Origin of the sequence: Azospirillum sp. Sh1, assembly GCF_008365135.1 — a bacterium.
In the GTDB taxonomy this organism is placed as follows: domain Bacteria; phylum Pseudomonadota; class Alphaproteobacteria; order Azospirillales; family Azospirillaceae; genus Azospirillum; species Azospirillum oryzae.
Window position 1 is genome coordinate 11,840 of record NZ_VTTK01000046.1, and the last position, 17,038, is coordinate 28,877.

General features: G+C 67.6%; 21 protein-coding genes. 15 read left to right on the forward strand and 6 right to left on the reverse strand.

The genetic code is table 11. From position 1 onward, the window contains the following. Positions 1-18 precede the first annotated feature (18 nt). Positions 19-564, forward strand: coding sequence for a biliverdin-producing heme oxygenase (locus FZ029_RS29105; RefSeq protein WP_149273316.1), 546 nt, complete (start codon positions 19-21; stop codon positions 562-564). A 10-nt stretch (positions 565-574) separates the two neighbouring features. Here the strand turns inward: FZ029_RS29105 and FZ029_RS29110 are convergent, their stop codons facing one another. Beyond that, complete coding sequence (locus FZ029_RS29110; protein WP_149273318.1) at positions 575-1,087, reverse strand: GNAT family N-acetyltransferase; 513 nt, start codon at positions 1,085-1,087, stop codon at positions 575-577. Continuing rightward, a complete protein-coding gene (locus tag FZ029_RS29115; protein WP_149273320.1) occupies positions 1,078-1,383 on the reverse strand; it encodes a DUF1778 domain-containing protein in 306 nt (101 codons plus the stop codon). Before FZ029_RS29115 ends, FZ029_RS29110 begins: the two co-directional genes overlap by 10 nt. A gap of 170 nt (positions 1,384-1,553) precedes the next feature. Here FZ029_RS29115 and pyrF point away from each other — a divergent pair, with 170 nt between their 5' ends. From pyrF to upp, 4 genes are all read left to right on the forward strand, one after another. Beyond that, positions 1,554-2,279 carry an orotidine-5'-phosphate decarboxylase gene (gene pyrF, locus FZ029_RS29120; protein WP_149273322.1) on the forward strand — a complete coding sequence of 242 codons (726 nt, stop codon included), beginning with the start codon at positions 1,554-1,556 and terminating at the stop codon, positions 2,277-2,279. Continuing rightward, complete coding sequence (locus FZ029_RS29125) at positions 2,276-2,920, forward strand: phosphoribosylanthranilate isomerase (protein WP_149273324.1); 645 nt, start codon at positions 2,276-2,278, stop codon at positions 2,918-2,920. Before pyrF ends, FZ029_RS29125 begins: the two co-directional genes overlap by 4 nt. A 95-nt stretch (positions 2,921-3,015) precedes the next feature. After that, positions 3,016-3,924, forward strand: coding sequence for a diguanylate cyclase (locus FZ029_RS29130; RefSeq protein WP_149196826.1), 909 nt, complete (start codon positions 3,016-3,018; stop codon positions 3,922-3,924). Positions 3,925-4,020: 96 nt separating this feature from the next. Continuing rightward, a complete protein-coding gene (upp, locus tag FZ029_RS29135) occupies positions 4,021-4,671 on the forward strand; it encodes a uracil phosphoribosyltransferase (protein WP_149273326.1) in 651 nt (216 codons plus the stop codon). Between the two features lie 70 nt (positions 4,672-4,741). Here upp and FZ029_RS29140 read toward each other — a convergent pair whose 3' ends face one another. Further along, positions 4,742-4,924, reverse strand: a complete 183-nt coding sequence (locus FZ029_RS29140; RefSeq protein WP_188052107.1) for a hypothetical protein — start codon at positions 4,922-4,924, stop codon at positions 4,742-4,744. A gap of 458 nt (positions 4,925-5,382) precedes the next feature. Here FZ029_RS29140 and hemA point away from each other — a divergent pair, with 458 nt between their 5' ends. The 5 genes from hemA to FZ029_RS29165 all read left to right on the forward strand — a co-directional run bounded on the left by hemA (position 5,383) and on the right by FZ029_RS29165 (position 10,195). After that, complete coding sequence (gene hemA, locus FZ029_RS29145; RefSeq protein WP_149273328.1) at positions 5,383-6,597, forward strand: 5-aminolevulinate synthase; 1,215 nt, start codon at positions 5,383-5,385, stop codon at positions 6,595-6,597. Positions 6,598-6,775: 178 nt separating this feature from the next. Continuing rightward, positions 6,776-7,321, forward strand: coding sequence for a hypothetical protein (locus FZ029_RS29150; protein ID WP_109074336.1), 546 nt, complete (start codon positions 6,776-6,778; stop codon positions 7,319-7,321). A gap of 130 nt (positions 7,322-7,451) precedes the next feature. Further along, the gene (locus FZ029_RS29155; RefSeq protein WP_149273330.1) at positions 7,452-8,228 is read left to right on the forward strand and encodes an Hpt domain-containing protein; all 777 of its coding nucleotides are present in this window, start codon (positions 7,452-7,454) and stop codon (positions 8,226-8,228) included. Between the two features lie 241 nt (positions 8,229-8,469). Then, positions 8,470-9,354: an ABC transporter permease gene (locus FZ029_RS29160; RefSeq protein ID WP_149273332.1), complete on the forward strand. Its 885-nt coding sequence runs from the start codon at positions 8,470-8,472 to the stop codon at positions 9,352-9,354. A 25-nt stretch (positions 9,355-9,379) separates the two neighbouring features. After that, positions 9,380-10,195: an ABC transporter permease gene (locus FZ029_RS29165; RefSeq protein WP_149196820.1), complete on the forward strand. Its 816-nt coding sequence runs from the start codon at positions 9,380-9,382 to the stop codon at positions 10,193-10,195. Between the two features lie 18 nt (positions 10,196-10,213). Here FZ029_RS29165 and FZ029_RS29170 read toward each other — a convergent pair whose 3' ends face one another. Then, a complete protein-coding gene (locus FZ029_RS29170) occupies positions 10,214-10,459 on the reverse strand; it encodes a hypothetical protein (protein WP_014248877.1) in 246 nt (81 codons plus the stop codon). Between the two features lie 180 nt (positions 10,460-10,639). Here FZ029_RS29170 and FZ029_RS29175 point away from each other — a divergent pair, with 180 nt between their 5' ends. After that, the gene (locus FZ029_RS29175) at positions 10,640-11,062 is read left to right on the forward strand and encodes a thioesterase family protein (protein ID WP_149229491.1); all 423 of its coding nucleotides are present in this window, start codon (positions 10,640-10,642) and stop codon (positions 11,060-11,062) included. Positions 11,063-11,103: 41 nt separating this feature from the next. After that, entirely contained in the window at positions 11,104-12,450 is a 1,347-nt protein-coding gene (locus FZ029_RS29180; protein ID WP_149273334.1) for a class I SAM-dependent RNA methyltransferase, read from the forward strand. Positions 12,451-12,480: 30 nt separating this feature from the next. Here FZ029_RS29180 and FZ029_RS29185 read toward each other — a convergent pair whose 3' ends face one another. Then, the gene (locus tag FZ029_RS29185; protein WP_149273336.1) at positions 12,481-13,692 is read right to left on the reverse strand and encodes a class I SAM-dependent rRNA methyltransferase; all 1,212 of its coding nucleotides are present in this window, start codon (positions 13,690-13,692) and stop codon (positions 12,481-12,483) included. Between the two features lie 82 nt (positions 13,693-13,774). Continuing rightward, the gene (locus FZ029_RS29190) at positions 13,775-14,359 is read right to left on the reverse strand and encodes a hypothetical protein (RefSeq protein WP_149273337.1); all 585 of its coding nucleotides are present in this window, start codon (positions 14,357-14,359) and stop codon (positions 13,775-13,777) included. A gap of 245 nt (positions 14,360-14,604) precedes the next feature. Here FZ029_RS29190 and ccoN point away from each other — a divergent pair, with 245 nt between their 5' ends. The 3 genes from ccoN to FZ029_RS29205 are packed head-to-tail and all read left to right on the forward strand — an operon-like array spanning position 14,605 to position 17,037. Continuing rightward, positions 14,605-16,101, forward strand: coding sequence for a cytochrome-c oxidase, cbb3-type subunit I (gene ccoN / locus FZ029_RS29195; protein WP_149196815.1), 1,497 nt, complete (start codon positions 14,605-14,607; stop codon positions 16,099-16,101). 21 nt (positions 16,102-16,122) lie between these two features. After that, a complete protein-coding gene (ccoO, locus tag FZ029_RS29200; protein WP_109074327.1) occupies positions 16,123-16,860 on the forward strand; it encodes a cytochrome-c oxidase, cbb3-type subunit II in 738 nt (245 codons plus the stop codon). 15 nt (positions 16,861-16,875) lie between these two features. Next, positions 16,876-17,037, forward strand: coding sequence for a cbb3-type cytochrome c oxidase subunit 3 (locus FZ029_RS29205; RefSeq protein WP_012972963.1), 162 nt, complete (start codon positions 16,876-16,878; stop codon positions 17,035-17,037). Position 17,038: the final 1 nt, after the last annotated feature.

Consider the following 17,038-nt stretch of genomic DNA (forward strand, 5'->3'; position numbering starts at 1 on the left):
ATACGCGGAGCACGCTTGATGGGACCGGCAAGGCAGGCGCTGCGCGCCGCGACGCGGGAGAGCCACGACCGGCTGGACAAGGCGGCGGTGCTGCAGCCGCTGGTCCGGCCGGACATCACCGCCGACCAGTATGCCCGCGCGCTGGCCGTGCTCTACGGCTTCCATGCGCCGGTGGAACGGGCGCTGGGCGAGGGGGCCGCGCGGCTGGCGCTGCTGCGCGAGGATCTGCGGGTTCTCGGCGCCGATCCGGACGGGCTGCCGGAGATGACGGGCCTGCCGCCGCTGGACAGCGCGCCGGCCCGGCTGGCGGCGCGTTATGTGCTGGACGGCTCCGCCCATGGCGGGCGGGCGATGCTGCCGGGGATCACCCGCGCGCTGGGATTCGATGCCCGGCGTGGCGCCCGCTTCCTGGCGTCGGACGGGCTGGACATGGCCGGGGCCTGGAAGGCGCTGATGGTCCGGCTGGAGGAGGAGCTTGTCGATCCGGCCGCGCTCGCCACCGCCTGCGCCACCGCCGCCGCGCTGTTCGCGGCGCTGGAGGGATGGACGGCAGAACACGCTTGAAAGGCAGCGGCTACAGACTAGCCCGCAGGTCCTTGATGGTGACGGTCATCGTCAGGTCGCTGACCGGGCAGGGCCTGAAGCCATGCCGCCGGTAGAAGCTTGCCGCCTTGTCGTCGATGGCATGGACCAGCACCGCCCGCACGCCGGCGATGTCTGCGATCTGGAGGCAGCGCCCAAGGGCATCCTGCAGCAGGTCGGCGCCGAAACCCTGCCCATGCAGCGATCTGTCGAGGGCGAGCCGCGCCAGCAGGATCACCGGAATCTGCTCCGGCATCTGGCGGGCGACGGCGGACCGGACGGACTGGCGCTCGACCGAGCCGGTGGCGAGCGCATAGTAACCGACGACGTCGTTCCCCCGGCACACCACATAGGTGCGCGATGCGCCGGAAAGCTGGTTCGACATCGCCCGTCTGCGCAGCCAGACGGTCAACTGTTCGACGCCGCAGTCGAAATTGGACGTATCGTGATGCGCCGATAGGGGAACCGGCGAAGACGGCGGTGCGGAGGGATCCGTCACTTCCATCGCGCCGGTCTTCCCATCAGCGCCTGGAGCTTCGCGTTGGGCTGGACCGGGGCGTCCAACAGATCGACGAAGGCCCGATAACGCTCGTCGTCGAGGGAAAAGAGCCGCTGGTTCAGCAGCACCTCCTCCGCGGCGCGGCAGGAGGCTTCCAGGATGAACTCCGTCCGCGTCTTGCCGGCGACCCGCGCGGCGCGGTCGACGAGCTCCCGCTGCCGCTTCGGCGCACGGAAGTTGATAACGGTGGAGCGGTCGTCGGAAGGCTCCGTTCCCGCACGGGCTGGGGGTTGATCCTTCATCGGGTGGCCTCCGGTTCTGTATGGTCAATGAATATACGTGGCTGTATGCACAGTGGCAATACGGATGCCGCCGGGACTGGCGTATCCCTCTTCCCTTGCGCTGGCGTACCGGCCCATCCCTTGCTAGGGTGCCGGACCATTCGCATTCGGGTTCTGGAGACCGCCTTCCCATGACCGCGCCAGCCTCGCGCATCTATTGCTCCGTCGACACCACCGAGATCGACGCCGCCCGCCGCATCGCCGGGCAGGTGGCGGGGGCCGTCGGCGGCATCAAGCTGGGGCTGGAGTTCTTCATCGCCCAGGGGCCGGCCGGCGTCCGCGCCGTGGTGGGGGAGGAGGGGCCGCCGCTGTTCCTCGACCTGAAGCTGCACGACATCCCCAACACGGTGGCGGGCGGCGTGCGCGCGGCGCTGCCGCTGAAGCCGGCCTTCATGACCATCCACAGCGCCGGCGGGCCGGCGATGATGCGGGCGGCGGCGGAGACGGCCGCCACCGCCGGGGCCGACCGGCCGAAGATCCTGGCCGTCACCGTGCTGACCAGCCTCGACGAAGGCGACCTGGGCGCGGTCGGCCAGTCGGTGCCGGTGGCGGATCAGGTGGTGCGGCTGGCCAAGCTCGCCAAGGCGTCGGGGGTAGACGGCGTCGTCTGCTCGCCGGCCGAGGTGGCGCTGGTGCGCGCGGCCTGCGGTCCCGACTTCATCCTGATGGTGCCCGGCATCCGCCCGGCCTGGGCCGCCACCAACGACCAGAAGCGCATCATGACCCCGGCGGAGGCGCTGGCCGCCGGCGCCGACCATCTGGTCATCGGCCGGCCGATCACCGCCGATGCCGACCCGGCCGCCGCCGCCCGCCGCATCGTCGCCGAAATCCATGACAATCTGGGGGGGACCGCATGACCGTCGCCGCCAAGATCTGCGGGCTGAGCGAGCCCGAAAGCCTGCGCGCCGCCGTCGCCGGCGGGGCGCGCTATGTCGGCTTCGTCTTCTATCCGCGCAGCCCGCGCGCCATCGCCCCGCCGATGGCGGCGGAACTGGCGCGGCTGCTGCCGACCGGCGTGCGCTCCGTCGGGCTGTTCGTCGATCCCGACGACGAGTTCCTGGAGCATGTCACCGGGCAGGTCCCGCTCGACCTGATCCAGCTGCATGGTGCCGAGACGCCGCGCCGCATCGCCGAGATCAAGGCCCGCTATGCCCTGCCGGTGATGAAGGCGGTCAAGATCGGCGGGCCGGAAGACCTGACCACAGCGATGGAGGCGGCGGAGGTCGCCGACCGGCTGCTGTTCGACGCCAAGCCGCCGGCCAAGGTGTCGGCGCTGCCCGGCGGCAACGGCATCGCCTTCGACTGGACGATCCTCGCCGGGCGCAGCTGGCCGCGCCCGTGGATGCTGTCGGGCGGGCTGACGGCGGAGAATGTCGCGGAGGCGGTGCGGGTCACCGGCGCCGCCGAGGTCGACGTGTCGTCCGGCGTGGAGGACCGCCCCGGCCACAAGGATCCGGCGCTGGTCCGCGCCTTCCTGTCGGCGGTCGCCTCGCTTTAAAGCCGGCTTTCGGCGAAAGCGCCCTGTTTTAGACGAATACTTCGGCTTATCTTGGTCGCATGGCGGGACCTTGCGCCGTCGGGTAGGATGCGCCCATGAGCGATTCGACCACTCCGTCCACAACCGAGGCGCTCGGCGCCGTGCTCGACGAGCATCTGCGCTGGATCGGCCAGTGGCAGCGCGCCGTTTTCTACCGTGAGGGGCGCGGCGGGGAGCGGTCGTCGGCCCCGGCATCCTTCCAGGCCTGGTGTCAGGCCGCCAGCCGCGACGACCTGCTGCAGCAGCCGGCGGTGCAGAAGCTGGCGACCCTGCACGAGCAGATGCACCGGCAGGCCCGGCTGATCCTGCTGAAGTCGTCCGGCGGCGAGTTGCCGACCGAAGCCGAGTTCGAGGGGGTGGTCGGCCGGTTCGAGGAGTTCATGCTGCATCTGCGCCGGATGGAGCGCGCCTTCGCCGCCGCCGCGTCCGGCCTGGACCCGCTGACCGGCCTGCGCACGCGGCGCGGCATGGGCGAGGCGCTGGAGCGCGAGCACAACCGCTACCGCCGCACCGGCCAGCCCTTCTGCGTCGCGCTGTGCGACATCGACAAGTTCAAGGGCATCAACGACAGCTACGGCCACGACATCGGCGACCGCGTGCTGGCCGCCACCGCCGCCGTCATCAGCCGCGGCGTCCGCAGCTTCGACGAGGCCTTCCGCATGGGCGGCGAGGAGTTCCTGGTCTGCCTGAAGGAAACCAGGCTGGACGAGGGTTATGAGGTGATCGAACGGCTGCGCGTCGACCTGATGCGCTCGCCGGTGGTGCTGCCCGACGGCCGGATGATCCCCGTCACCGCGTCCTTCGGGCTGGTGGAGGCGGTGTCCGACCTGACTGTCGACGATCTGGTGGTCTGCGCCGACCGCGCGCTCTATCAGGCGAAGAATTCCGGCCGCAACCGCGTGATCCGCTACGGCATCGACCGTCCGGAGCCGAAGCCGGCGGCGGCGAAGGCGGGACGGGGGTAGGGACAAGCGACGCCCCGCCGGTCAGCCCCCTTGGCCCCGGCCCCCCTGACGCGCTAGGATCGCGATAACCTTACCGTCAGCCGCGATCCGGATTCCATGCGCACCCTGCCCGAATTTCCCAACCTGTTCGTCCTCGACCATCCGCTGATCCAGCACAAACTGACCCATATGCGGAACAAGGAGCGGTCGACCGGCGGGTTCCGTACCCTGCTGCGCGAGATCTCGCTGCTGATGGGCTATGAGCTGACGCGCGACATCCCGCTGACCACCGAGCGGATCGAGACGCCGCTGCAGCCGATGGACGCGCCGGTGATCCTGGGCAAGAAGCTGGCGGTCGTGCCGGTTCTGCGCGCTGGGCTCGGCATGTCGGCCGGGCTGCTGGAGCTGGTGCCGTCGGCGCGCGAGGGGCATATCGGCCTCTACCGCGACCATGACACCAAGCAGCCGCACGAATATCTGGTGAAGCTGCCGCCGGCAGAAGGGCGGCTGTTCATCGTCGTCGACCCGATGCTGGCGACCGGCAACTCCGCCGCCCATGCCTGCGACGTGCTGAACCGCCATGGCGTCGACGACCACAACATCCGCTTCATGGCGCTGGTCGCCGCGCCCGAGGGCGTGCGCCGCTTCCACGAGACGCACCCGGACGTGAAGGTCTTCACCGCGGCGCTGGACAGCCACCTGAACGAGGACGCCTACATCGTCCCCGGCCTGGGCGACGCCGGCGACCGCATGTTCGGCACCAAGTAAGGTTCGCTCAAGCCATCGGAAAACGGGGCGGGCGCCGGAGGACGGCTCCGCCCCGTTTTTCGTCGGCCGGTCAGCCGGCCGTGGCCGGCTCTTCTGCCCGCACGGCATCGAACTGGACCAGCGCCTTGCGGTAGCCGATGTTGGGCGACGCATAACCCGCATCGCTGGTGGCGCGTTGCGGCACCGATGCTTGCAGGTTCTCCCCGCTGTAGGGCAGGACGCAGACCGGGCGGTAATGGCGCGGCTTCGCCATCTTGCCCTCCCTGCCGGCAGGCGCGCGGGAGATGATGGCAGCGATGGTTTTTCTCCTTCAACAGATTTGTTGAAAAAGTCCGCAACCCCGGAACGTGCCGCTGTGCACGCCGCAACCGGCTCCGGCCGCCGGGGATCGGCACAGGCATACGCACGTATTCCCTGACTGCAGCCATGGTTATGCGGAAAGTTCCCGCCCATACAATTGCCGCTTCGGTCAAGTCATCGCCGTGCGGCCGGACTGTCGGCGGGAAGCCGACATGCGGCATCCGCAGGACATGGGAGCCTGCCACTTGTGCGAAGGTCCCATATGACATTGGCTTGATTTCGATCAATGCCGGGTGGCGTGACGGAAAGGATCATGCCATCCTCTTCGATGCGCCGACCGAATGGCCTAGCCCATATGCCTTCAACCGGTGCAGCCGATCCTTAGTGGACGAACGCGAACGGGAACGCGCGATGGATTACGAAACTTTCTTCCGCAACCAGATTGCGACCCTGAAGCAGGACGGCCGCTACCGGGTGTTCGCCAATCTGGAACGCCATGCGGGCAATTTCCCGACGGCGACCTTCCGCGATTCCAATGGGCGCGAGCGCCCGGTCACGGTCTGGTGCTCCAACGACTATCTCGGCATGGGCCAGCACCCCAGCGTCATGAAGGCGATGCACGACGCGCTGGATCAGGTCGGCGCCGGCGCCGGCGGCACCCGCAACATCTCCGGCACCAACATCTACCATGTGCTGCTGGAACGCGAACTGGCCGACCTGCACCGGAAGGAAGCGGCACTGCTGTTCACCTCGGGATATGTGTCGAACGACGCGACGCTGACCACGCTGGGCAAGATCCTGCCCAACTGCGTGATCCTGTCGGACGCGCTGAACCACAACTCGATGATCACCGGTATCCGCAATTCGGGCGCCGAGAAGCACATCTTCCGCCACAACGACCCCAAGCACCTGGACGAGCTGCTGTCCGGCATCGCCCCCGGCCGGCCCAAGGTGGTGGCGTTCGAAAGCGTCTATTCGATGGACGGCGACATCGCCCCGATCCATGACCTGTGCGACGTCGCCGACAAGCACGGCGCCATGACCTATCTGGACGAGGTGCACGCCGTCGGCATGTACGGTGCCCGCGGCGCCGGCGTGGCCGAGCGCGACGATGCCATGGACCGGCTGACCATCGTCGAGGGCACGCTGGGCAAGGCCTTCGGCGTCCAGGGCGGCTACATCACCGGCTCCACCGCGCTGATCGACTGCGTCCGCAGCTTCGCCGCCGGCTTCATCTTCTCCACCTCGCTGTCGCCGGTGCTGGCGGCGGGCGCGCTGGCCTCCATCCGTCACCTGAAGAACAGCCAGACCGAGCGGACCCGGCACCAGGAACGCGCCGCCACGCTGAAGCGGATGTTCGCCGACGCCGGCCTGCCGGTGATGCCCTCGGTCAGCCACATCGTGCCGCTGATGGTCGGCGACGCCCACCGCTGCAAGCGCGCGTCCGACGAGTTGCTGGACCGGCACAACATCTACGTCCAGCCGATCAACTACCCCACCGTCCCGCGCGGGACGGAGCGGCTGCGCTTCACCCCGACCCCGCTGCACACCGACGCGCAGATGGGCATGCTGGTCGATGCGCTGCTGGATGTCTGGAGCCGGCTGGACCTGCGGCTCGCCGCCTGAGCGGCGCGTTCGGAAAAAACCCCTTTGGCGGTAGGGGCGTTTTGCCCCCTGGACAGATGACACGCACATCCCTACTTTGAGGGGTAGTGTTGCGACCGGTTCGCAGTTTTCTCGCTGCGGGCCGGCTGTGACCGTGCCGTCCATCCTGTAAACCGGGGCATCGCCCAGGGGGTTCGCCATGTACCGTGACAACTCGCTGATGCCGAAGGAGGCCGTGCGCCTCGTCGTCCTGGGCACGCTGATCCAGGGCGGCCCGTTGCGTTACGCCGATCTGGCCGGTTCCGTCCGTCATTTCCTCGATCGTATGATGGGTCCGTCGCTGGACCTGATGGGCACCTCGCTGGAGATGCTGCGCTACGAGGGGTTGATCGAGGCGCTGGACGGCAGCGGCATGGAGGACAACGCCCTGCTCGGTCCGACCGAAACCGGCCGGGCGGAGTTCGACACGCTGATGCGCGCCAATGTCCGCGCGCCGTCGGCCGACGGGCTGAACAAGCTGGTCACCGCGCTGAAGCTGCGTTTCCTGCATCTGCTGGACGTTGAGTCGCAGCGCGACCAGATCGACAATCTCGTGGCGCTCAGCGAGACCGAACTGGCTCGGCTCGGCGACCTGAAGCGGGCGGACGTCGGCAGCGACGGCCATTTCGCCTCCTGGCTGGACCGCGACATCGCCCAGACGGAAGAGCGTCTGGCCTGGTTTCAGGAACTGCTCTCCCGGCTCTGATCCCCCTTTTGGATATGAGGTTTATTTCGCGCGGCGCGTCCCTATCGCATAGGGGCGCGCCGCGTCTGTTTCGGCGTCCGGTTTTGGTGTACCTTCGGGCTACCCCTTTCTCCCAGCCGGAACCCTCTCCATGGCCTCGCCCCTGTCGACCGACGACCTCGAAGACCGCTTGCGCATGGAGTTCGTGGACGACGCGCGCGATCGGCTGGAGCTGATGAACGCGACGCTTGCGGACCGCGTGAAGGGCGAGCGCAGCGACACGGACACCATCGGCGTACTGCGGCTGGAAGCCCACAATTTCAAGGGCATGGGCACCAGCTTCGGCTATCCCACCGTCAGCCTCGTCGCCCACCGCCTGGAGGATTACCTCAGCGGCCTGAAGCGGCTGGACGAAAAGCAGCTGGTCGACGCCCAGATCTTCATCGACCGCATCTCCGAACTGGTCGACCGCGCCGAACAGCCGCTGCTGGCCGAGACCAACCGGATCATCCGCGCCCTGCCGGTGCGCTATGAGTTCCAGGTCACCGACGTCGACGTCCGCAACGTCGAGATCATGCTGGTCACCCCGTCCAAGGTCGTCGCCAAGAAGCTGGGGACGGAGCTGGCGGCCTGCGGCTTCCGCACCATGACGGTGACCGACCCGATCGAATCGATCAGCCTTGCCGTGCGCGTGCCGCCGGACATGGTCATCGCCTCGATGGTGATGGACGGGCTGTCCGGCCTGGACCTGATCCGCGGCCTGCGCGCCATGAGCGTGACCCAGCATGTGCCGATGGCGCTGCTGACCTCGCTGAACCTCGACCACCCGTCGCTGAAGGAGATCCCGTACGGCGTCTCCGTCATCCGCGTCGGCGAACATTTCGGCGACGACTTCGCCGCGGTGGTGGCCAAGCACAATCTGGGCTGAGCCTTTTCCGGCCGTCATCCCCGCGAAGGCGGGGATCCAGGCTTCCCGGCCGATCGCCTGAAATGGCTGGATTCCCGCCTTCGCGGGAATGACGGGCAAGAGGCGTGGTTGTAGGACTGGCAGTGTCGGAGCGCTGCATGCTCCATTCGGCTGAACGTCATCGTCATATAGCCGCGCTTGCGCCGGCGGGAATCCCCATGTTAGGCGTCAAACCGGTCCCACAGGCTGGAGCAGCGCCCGAATGACGGAGGTTCTTCGCCGGTACGGCCCGGTCCTGACCGGAGTGATCCTGCTGGCGGTGGCGCTGTGGCTGGCGCTGCTGGTGGTGCTGCCGCAGCTGATGATGATCGGCTTCTCCTTCCGGCCATCGCTGCCTCCGTCCAAGATCGGCGGGCCGGAGGACGTGTTCACGGTCAAGAATTACCTGACGCTGTGGACCAACCGGATCCATCTGGCGATCTTCCTGAAGACGATCTGGGCCAGCGCGCTGGTCACCGCGACCACGCTGGCGGTCTGCTATCCGGTCGCCTTCTATCTGGCGCAGGTGGCGCCGAAGCGGCGATTGCCGCTGCTGATCCTGATGCTGGTCGTGCCCTTCTGGATCAACGAGCTGCTGCGTACCTTCTCCTGGTACATCATCCTGGCGTTCAATGGGCCGCTGAACGCGATTCTGCTGGGGCTCGGCATCGTCGACGAGCCGCAGCGCTTCCTGGGCGGTGACGGCGGGGTGATCGTCGGGATGGTCTACGTCTACATCCTGTTCATGGTCTTCCCGCTGTACAACGCCATCGAATCGCTGGACCGCAACCAGATCGAGGCGGCGCGGGATCTGGGCGCCGGCTGGCTGCGCATCCACCGCCGCATCGTGCTGCCGCATGCGAAGCCGGGCATCGCCGTCGGCTGCATCATGACCTTCATGCTGGCGGCCGGCAGCTATGCCGTGCCGGCGCTGCTGGGCGGGCCGAACAGCCGCTGGTTCACCGAGATCATCTACAACTGGTTCTTCGAGGGCGGGAACTGGAACCAGGGGGCGGCCTACGCCTTCATCCTGCTGGTGCTGTGCATCGGCTTCATCCTCGGCGCGATGCGGCTGTTCCGCGTCGGGCTGGCCGATATCGCGAAATGAGCCCGCCGTTCATGAGAAGGCCGACATGACCGCCGCCCGACTCCGCCGCCTGCTGACCGGCGCCTATCTGGTGCTGTTCTTCTGCTATCTGTTCCTGCCGCTGGGCATCATGGCGGCGGCGACCTTCAACAGCAGCCGCTTTCCCACCGTCACCCCCTGGATGGGCTTCACATTGGGCTGGTTCCAGGCGCTTTGGGAGGACCAGCGCATGTGGGCGGCGCTGGGCACCAGCCTGATCGTCGGGGCGGGGGTGATCGCGCTGGCGGTGCCGCTGGGGCTGGCGGCGGCGCTGCTGCTCGACCGGTTGCACAGCCGGGCCAAGACCTTCCTCTACGCGCTGATGGTGTCGCCGCTGCTGACGCCGGGGGTGATCGTCGGCATCTCGACCCTGGTGTTCTGGCGGGAGTGGTTCGGGGTCAGCGGCGGGCTGTTCCTGACGGTGGTCGCGCAGTCCAGCTTCATCGCCGCCTATGCCATGCTGCTGTTCTCGGCAAGGCTGGAGCGGTTCGATCCGGTGCTGGAGGAGGCCGCGCTCGACCTCGGCGCCAGCCATGGGCAGGTGTTCCGGCGCATCACGCTGCCGTACCTGATGCCGGCGATCCTGTCGGCGGCCCTGCTGGCCTTCCTGCAGAGCTTCGAGAACTACAACACCACGCTGTTCGTGCGCGGGTTGGACACCACCCTGACCGTCTATATCGCGACCAAGGTGCGCACCGGGCTGACCCCGGCGGTCAACGCGCTGTCGCTGGTGCTGATCGCGCTGACCATCCTGGGCGCCGTCGTCTACGAGGCCTTGCGCCGGCGCGAGGCGCGCCGGCAGGCAGGGTCCGCAGTCGCTTGAGGGGCAACCGCCTGATCGTCAGTCCTCTTCCGCCTCGTCGGCGTCCGCCTCGATCTGGGCGGCGAGGTCGCGCAGCATGTCGATGACGTCTTCGTGGCTGGTCTCGTCCACGGCGGCGTTCACCGCGGCCTCGATCATGGCGACGGCGATGTAGGGGCCGAGCGGGCCACCTTCCTTGATCGCCTCATCCAGATGCTTTTCGGCGATCGACAGCGCCTTTTCGAACAGCGCCTCGGCCGTCTGGTTGGTGGTGTCCTTGCTCATCGTCCGGTCCGTTGCGGAGGGTTGGTCCGACTCCAATAACACGCCCAATCGGCGATTGGCGCGGGAATTCGCTGTCCCGGCCGCAAATAGAGGCCGCGAAACGGGAAGCCGGGCTTGCGCCGCCCCGGACCATACGCCACAGTCCGGAGATGCGTTGACCTATACGGCAAGAGAGACAGCATGACCGGGACGCCCGACCTGACCAGCCCCGACCTCTACCGCTTCTGGTGGGAGGAGCGCGTGCGCTTCAACGACCTGGACGCCGTGGGACACGTCAACAACAACGCCATCGGCGTCTTCTTCGAACAGGCGCGTATTGCCCTATTGCATGGCGCCGGCGGCTTCCGCGACGAGGATCCCTGGACGGTCGTGCTGGCCCGCAGCCTGATCGAATACAAGGCGGAACTGCTCTATCCCAACACCGTGCGGATCGGCGCGCGGACGCTGCGGGTCGGCACCAGTTCCATCACGCTGGGCTGCGCGATCTTCCTGGGCGACCGCTGCATCGCCACCCAGGAAGCGGTGGCGGTGATCGTCGACAAGGCGGCCCATCGCCCGACCCCCATCCCGGAACCGTTGCGCGCCAAGCTGCTGGAGGCGTAAAGGGAGGCGCAATAGCCCCCGCATCCCGACGGATCCCCGCCATGACGCGCTCCCCCCAGCGCCCTTCCGGCAAGCGCCCCTTCGCCAAGGGACGCCCGCCCGCCCGCAAGACCGCCCAGTTACCCGCCGAAATGCGGGAGATGGAGGTTGCCGTCGCCGATGTCGGTGCGCGCGGCGACGGGATCGCGTTCGCCGAGGGCCTGCGCCTGTTCGTGCCCTACACGGTGGCCGGCGACCGCGTGCGTGTACGTGTTGCCGAGGGCGACGGGAAAGGGGAGGGCGTACGGGCCGACCTGCTTGAGGTTCTTGAGCCCAGCCCCGGCCGCCAGACGCCGCCCTGCCGCCATTTCGGCCGCTGCGGCGGCTGTACGCTCCAGCAGATGGACGATGCGACGTACGCTGCCTGGAACAGCGGGATGGTACGCGGCGCGCTGGAGCGGGTCGGGCTGGGCGATGTCGCGCTGGAACCGCTGGCGCGTACGCCCGCCGGCGCCCGCCGCCGTGCCCGCTTTGCGGCGCTGAAGCGCGGCAAGCGCGTCTGGTTCGGCTTCAACGAGCGGCAGAGCCACCGGCTGGTCGATCTGGAGGAGTGCCCGATTTTGGCGCCCCGCCTGTTCGCCCTGGTGGAGCCTCTGCGCGCTGTGCTGGCGGAGATCCTGCCGGACGGCGGCGACGCCGACGTGGTGCTGACCGACCTGGAGGGTGGCGCCGACCTGCTGCTGGTCGGGCCGCGCAGCCTGGACCGGGAGGCCCGCGAGGCGCTGGTCGCCTTCGAGCCGGAGCGCATCGCCCGCATCGCCTGGCAGCCCACCGACCGCGCGGCCGTGGAGCCGGTGGCGAACCGCCGTCCGGCCTTCATCCGTTTTGCAGGCGTTCCGATCCAGCCGCCGCCCGGCGCCTTCCTGCAGGCCAGCGCCGAGGGCGAGGCGGCCCTGGTGGCGGCAGTACGCGAGGGGGTGGGGCAGGCGTCGCGCATCGCCGACCTGTTCGCCGGCATCGGCACCTTTTCCATTCCGCTTGCGCAACAGGCGGCGGTTCATGCGGTGGAGGGTGACGAGGCGGCGGTGACGGCGCTCGGCCGCGCGGTGCAGGGCCTGCGGCTGACGGTGGAGCGGCGCGACCTGTTCGAGAACCCGCTGGGGGCGAAGGACCTCAACCGTTTTGACGCGGTGGTGTTCGACCCGCCGCGCGCCGGGGCGGCGGCCCAGGCGGCGGCGCTCGCCGGAGCCAAGGTGCCGCGGGTGGTGGGGGTGTCCTGCAACCCCACCAGCTTCGCCCGCGACGCGCGGGTCCTGGTTGATGGCGGCTATCGCCTGGTGAAGGTCTGGCCGGTCGACCAGTTCCTGTGGTCGGCCCATGTGGAACTGGTCGGCCTGTTCGAGCGGTGAGGAGGCTGTCGCAGCCTCCCCATCGTCGCATCAATCCAGCTGCAGAACGATCGCCTTCAGATAGGCCGACTCCGGCAGGTGCGGGTGAACCGGGTGGTCGGGGCCGGCGCCGGCGCTGCGCAGGATGCGGCCGGTGCGGCCGGCGTCGTGCAGGCCGCGGGCGACCTGTTCGGCGAAGGTCGGCGGATCGACATTGTGGCTGCACGACCCGCAGAGCAGAAAGCCGCCCGGCGCCGTGATCTTCGCGGCCAGACGCGCCATCTTGCGGTAGGCGCGGCAGCCGACCGCCAGATCCTTCTTCGACTTCACGAAAGCCGGCGGATCGGCCACTACCACCTGGAAGGTCTCGCCGGCCTCGATCAGCCGTTCCATCTCCTGGAAGGCGTCGGCCTTGCGCGCCTCGAAGCGGTCGGCGACGCCGTTCGCCTCGGCGGCGCGGGTGGCGTTCTCCAGCGCCAGGGCGGAGCGGTCGACCGCGACCACATGGGTGGCGCCGGCCACCGCGCACTGGATGCCGAAACCGCCGTTGTAGCTGTAGAAGTCGATGGCCCGGCCGCCCTTGGCCAGCGAGGCGATGAAGGCACGGTTGTCGCGCTGGTCGTAGAACCAGCCGGTCTTCTGGCCGTCCAGCGGGTTGGCGAAGAAGGTCACGCCGTTCTCTTCAAGGCGGATCGAGCCGTCGATCTGGCCCTTGGCCAGCCGGGTCTCCTCCGTCAGCCCTTCCAGCGCGCGCTGGCTGCCGTCGTTGCGCAGGATGACCGCGCGCGGCGCCATCACCTCGTCGATGGCGGCCAGGATGTCGTCGATCCGGCTGTCCATGAAGACGGAGTTGGCCTGGACCGTCACCACATCGTCGAAACGGTCGACGATGAGGCCGGGCAGACCGTCGGCCTCGGCATGGACGACGCGGTAGAAGGGACGAGAGAACAGACGGTCGCGCAATTCCACCGCGCGGCGCAAACGGCCGGCGATGAAGGCGCGGTCCACCACGGTCGCCGGGTCGTTCGACAGCAGCCGGGCGGCGATCAGCGTGTGGGGATTGAAGGTGTAGATGCCCAGCGGCGTCCCGCCGGGGTCCAGAAGCCGCACCGGGCTGCCGGGCGGCACCGCCTTGGCGATGCTGTCCATCTGGACTTCGTTGGAATAGACCCAGGGATGTCCATGCATGACGCGCCGCTGGCGGCCGGCCTGCAAATGGATGGGCGGGTATTTCTTGACGGGTTTGGTGCCGGTGTCGCTCATGGCCGCATCCTAGCGGCAAATCGCCGGCGCGCAATGGCTGCCTGCCCCGCCCACCTACTTGGGCCCACCAACTCGGGCCCACCTACTCGGCGCGCAGGGTGCCGCCCGGCAGGCCCGGGGCGTTGTCGTTGACCACGACCAGATCCTTGCAGAAACGAACCGTCTCCTGCCGGTGGCCTTCGGTGCGGAAGCAGTCGGGGATCGGGTTGCGGCGGGAATCCCGCTGCATGTAGCGCTCCGGCAGGGTGGTGTGGATGGCGGCGCAGCCGAGCCGCCGTGCCAGCCCCTCCATCGCCTGCAGCAGAGTCTCGGCGGGGCCGGCGACGTCGAACAGGTCGAGCACGACGAAGTTGTCGACGCACAGCGTCCGGCCATGGAGCAGCTGCGCCTCCACCGCGTAGGAGAACAGGCCGTGCATGTACCCCTGGGTGTTCTGCACGGTCATGATGCCCCTGGCCGCGGGCAGGCCGTCCGCCCCGGCACCTCTCCCGCCTCCGCCCCCGTCCCCGCCCTTGGGGCTGCTGCCCACGGTTGCGCTGTCGAGCAGCGCTGCGGCAAATGCGCGCCATTGGTCGACCCCCAGGCCCGGTGCGATGGCGCAGACCAGCGGATAGGCCTGGTCGATTTGGCGCCGACCAAGGGGTTTGGCGATGAAACTGTCGTCCATTTCAGTCCGGCCGATTGCAAGGACACTGAACGATGGCAGGCCCTGGCCGCAAGGGTCGTTGACGTAGATCAATGTTGCTGAACCCCCCCATACACATAGTGGCGTCCATTGGAGACAGGCGCGCCCGGCGTCCCTCTCGGCATTTCCGAGTGCAACCTGTCCCGCTCCTTAACAGTACGTACCCAGTGGTGGTGCAACCCAGAAGGCGCGGCCCCACGGCCGCCCGGGGCAAACGGGAGAGATTTATGACATCAGCGACTCTGACTTCAGGGGCCACCCTGGGCAGCCAGCGGGTGTCGGAAGACGTGCGTTACCATGAGGACGCCATCCGACTCTTCGTTATCGCTGCAGTGTTCTGGGGCGTGGTCGGTTTCCTGGCCGGCACCTTCATCGCTCTGCAGCTGGCCTTCCCGGCGCTTAATCTCGGGCTGGAGTGGACGAGCTTCGGGCGCCTGCGCCCGGTCCACACCTCGGCCGTGATCTTCGCGTTCGGCGGCAACGTGCTGCTCGCCACCTCGCTCTATTCGGTCCAGCGGACTTGCCGCCAGCATCTCTTCGGGGGCGAAGGGCTGGCGAAGTTCATCTTCTGGAACTACAACGTCTTCATCGTGCTCGCGGCGCTGAGCTATGTCCTGGGCTTCACCCAGGGCAAGGAATACGCCGAGCCGGAGTGGATCCTCGACCTGTACCTGACGGTCGTCTGGGTGCTCTATGCGGTCCAGTTCATCGGCACCGTGATGACGCGGCGCGAGTCGCACATCTATGTGGCGAACTGGTTCTTCATGGCGTTCATCCTGACCGTCGCCATCCTGCACATCGGCAACAACGTCAACGTTCCGGTGTCGCTGTTCGGCATGAAGTCCTACACCTACGTGTCGGGCGTGCAGAGCGCGATGGTGCAGTGGTGGTACGGCCACAACGCGGTCGGCTTCTTCCTGACCGCCGGCTTCCTGGGCATCATGTACTACTTCGTGCCCAAGCGCGCCGAGCGGCCGGTCTATTCCTACCGCCTGTCGATCGTCCACTTCTGGACCCTGATCTTCCTCTACATCTGGGCCGGCCCGCACCACCTGCACTACACCTCCCTGCCGGACTGGGCGCAGACGCTGGGCATGACCTTCTCCATCATGCTGTGGATGCCGTCCTGGGGCGGCATGATCAACGGCATCATGACCCTGTCGGGTGCCTGGGATAAGCTGCGCACCGACCCGGTCCTGCGTTTCCTGGTCACCTCGGTCGCCTTCTACGGCATGTCGACCTTCGAAGGCCCGCTGATGTCGGTCAAGCCGGTCAACGCCCTGTCGCACTACACCGACTGGACCGTCGGCCACGTGCACTCCGGCGCGCTCGGCTGGGTCGCCTTCATCTCCTTCGGCGCGATCTACTATCTGGTTCCGGTGCTGTGGAAGCGCTCGCAGCTCTACAGCCTGCGTCTGGTCAGCTACCACTTCTGGACCGCCACCATCGGCATCGTGCTGTACATCACCGCCATGTGGGTGTCGGGCATCATGCAGGGCCTGATGTGGCGCGCCTACGACAACCTGGGCTTCCTGCAGTACTCCTTCGTGGAGACCGTCGCGGCGATGCACCCGTTCTACGTGATCCGCGCGATGGGCGGCGTCCTGTTCGTCACCGGCGCTCTCATCATGGTCTACAACCTGTGGCGCACGGCGAAGGGCGATGTCCGCATCGAGAAGCCCTATGTCACCACGCCGCACAAGGCGACGGTCGGCGCGGCCTGACGCTAGGGAAGGATGCGAGAAATGGCTCAGGATAAAAAGGGCTTCAGCCACGACCTGATCGAGCGGAATACCCTTCTGCTGATCGTGCTCGTGCTGATCACCGTGTCGATCGGCGGTCTGGTTCAGATCGTCCCGCTCTTCACGATCGAATCGACCATCGAGAAGGTGGAGGGGGTCCGTCCCTACTCCCCGCTCGAGCTGGCCGGGCAGAACATCTACTTCCGCGAAGGCTGCTACAACTGCCACAGCCAGCAGATCCGTCCGTTCCGTGACGAGGTCGAACGCTATGGTCACTACTCGCTGGCGGCGGAGTCGATGTACGACCATCCGTTCCAGTGGGGCTCCAAGCGCACCGGTCCCGATCTGGCCCGCGTCGGCGGCAAGTACTCCAACGACTGGCAGGTCGCCCATCTGGTGAACCCGCGCGCGGTCGTGCCGGAGTCGATCATGCCGACCTACGGCTGGATGAAGGACCGTCCGCTGAGCTACGGCGACATCGCCGACCACCTGAAGACCCTGAAGATCGTCGGGGTGCCCTACACCGACGAGCAGATCGCCAACGCCAAGGCCGATCTGGAAGCGCAGAAGAATCCGGACGGCGACACCGCCGGCCTGACGAAGCGCTACCCGAAGGCCGTGGTCGCGAACTTCACCGGCAGCAAGACCGTCACCGAAATGGACGCTCTGGTTGCCTACCTGCAAGTGCTGGGCACCATGGTGGACTTCACCAAGTACCAGTCCAAGCAGCTGCAGCAGTAATCGGGGGAGGAATCCATGGACTTGGATTCGATCACGGTGATGCTTCGGTCCTTCTGGACGGTGTGGTTGATGCTGCTGCTGACGGGCATCCTGGTTTACGCCATGTGGCCCGGCAACCGCCGCACCTTCGACGACGCCGCCCAGATCCCGCTCAAGGATGATGGTCAGGAGCTTTAGA

What these genes read in the sequence shown, in the direction of transcription:
- FZ029_RS29105 (WP_149273316.1), top strand. Translation starts at nt 19, where the DNA reads ATGGGACCGGCAAGGCAGGCGCTGCGCGCCGCGACGCGGGAGAGCCAC.
- FZ029_RS29110 (WP_149273318.1), bottom strand. Translation starts at nt 1,087, where the DNA reads ATGGAAGTGACGGATCCCTCCGCACCGCCGTCTTCGCCGGTTCCCCTA.
- FZ029_RS29115 (WP_149273320.1), bottom strand. Translation starts at nt 1,383, where the DNA reads ATGAAGGATCAACCCCCAGCCCGTGCGGGAACGGAGCCTTCCGACGAC.
- pyrF (WP_149273322.1), top strand. Translation starts at nt 1,554, where the DNA reads ATGACCGCGCCAGCCTCGCGCATCTATTGCTCCGTCGACACCACCGAG.
- FZ029_RS29125 (WP_149273324.1), top strand. Translation starts at nt 2,276, where the DNA reads ATGACCGTCGCCGCCAAGATCTGCGGGCTGAGCGAGCCCGAAAGCCTG.
- FZ029_RS29130 (WP_149196826.1), top strand. Translation starts at nt 3,016, where the DNA reads ATGAGCGATTCGACCACTCCGTCCACAACCGAGGCGCTCGGCGCCGTG.
- upp (WP_149273326.1), top strand. Translation starts at nt 4,021, where the DNA reads ATGCGCACCCTGCCCGAATTTCCCAACCTGTTCGTCCTCGACCATCCG.
- FZ029_RS29140 (WP_188052107.1), bottom strand. Translation starts at nt 4,924, where the DNA reads ATGGCGAAGCCGCGCCATTACCGCCCGGTCTGCGTCCTGCCCTACAGC.
- hemA (WP_149273328.1), top strand. Translation starts at nt 5,383, where the DNA reads ATGGATTACGAAACTTTCTTCCGCAACCAGATTGCGACCCTGAAGCAG.
- FZ029_RS29150 (WP_109074336.1), top strand. Translation starts at nt 6,776, where the DNA reads ATGTACCGTGACAACTCGCTGATGCCGAAGGAGGCCGTGCGCCTCGTC.
- FZ029_RS29155 (WP_149273330.1), top strand. Translation starts at nt 7,452, where the DNA reads ATGGCCTCGCCCCTGTCGACCGACGACCTCGAAGACCGCTTGCGCATG.
- FZ029_RS29160 (WP_149273332.1), top strand. Translation starts at nt 8,470, where the DNA reads ATGACGGAGGTTCTTCGCCGGTACGGCCCGGTCCTGACCGGAGTGATC.
- FZ029_RS29165 (WP_149196820.1), top strand. Translation starts at nt 9,380, where the DNA reads ATGACCGCCGCCCGACTCCGCCGCCTGCTGACCGGCGCCTATCTGGTG.
- FZ029_RS29170 (WP_014248877.1), bottom strand. Translation starts at nt 10,459, where the DNA reads ATGAGCAAGGACACCACCAACCAGACGGCCGAGGCGCTGTTCGAAAAG.
- FZ029_RS29175 (WP_149229491.1), top strand. Translation starts at nt 10,640, where the DNA reads ATGACCGGGACGCCCGACCTGACCAGCCCCGACCTCTACCGCTTCTGG.
- FZ029_RS29180 (WP_149273334.1), top strand. Translation starts at nt 11,104, where the DNA reads ATGACGCGCTCCCCCCAGCGCCCTTCCGGCAAGCGCCCCTTCGCCAAG.
- FZ029_RS29185 (WP_149273336.1), bottom strand. Translation starts at nt 13,692, where the DNA reads ATGAGCGACACCGGCACCAAACCCGTCAAGAAATACCCGCCCATCCAT.
- FZ029_RS29190 (WP_149273337.1), bottom strand. Translation starts at nt 14,359, where the DNA reads ATGGACGACAGTTTCATCGCCAAACCCCTTGGTCGGCGCCAAATCGAC.
- ccoN (WP_149196815.1), top strand. Translation starts at nt 14,605, where the DNA reads ATGACATCAGCGACTCTGACTTCAGGGGCCACCCTGGGCAGCCAGCGG.
- ccoO (WP_109074327.1), top strand. Translation starts at nt 16,123, where the DNA reads ATGGCTCAGGATAAAAAGGGCTTCAGCCACGACCTGATCGAGCGGAAT.
- FZ029_RS29205 (WP_012972963.1), top strand. Translation starts at nt 16,876, where the DNA reads ATGGACTTGGATTCGATCACGGTGATGCTTCGGTCCTTCTGGACGGTG.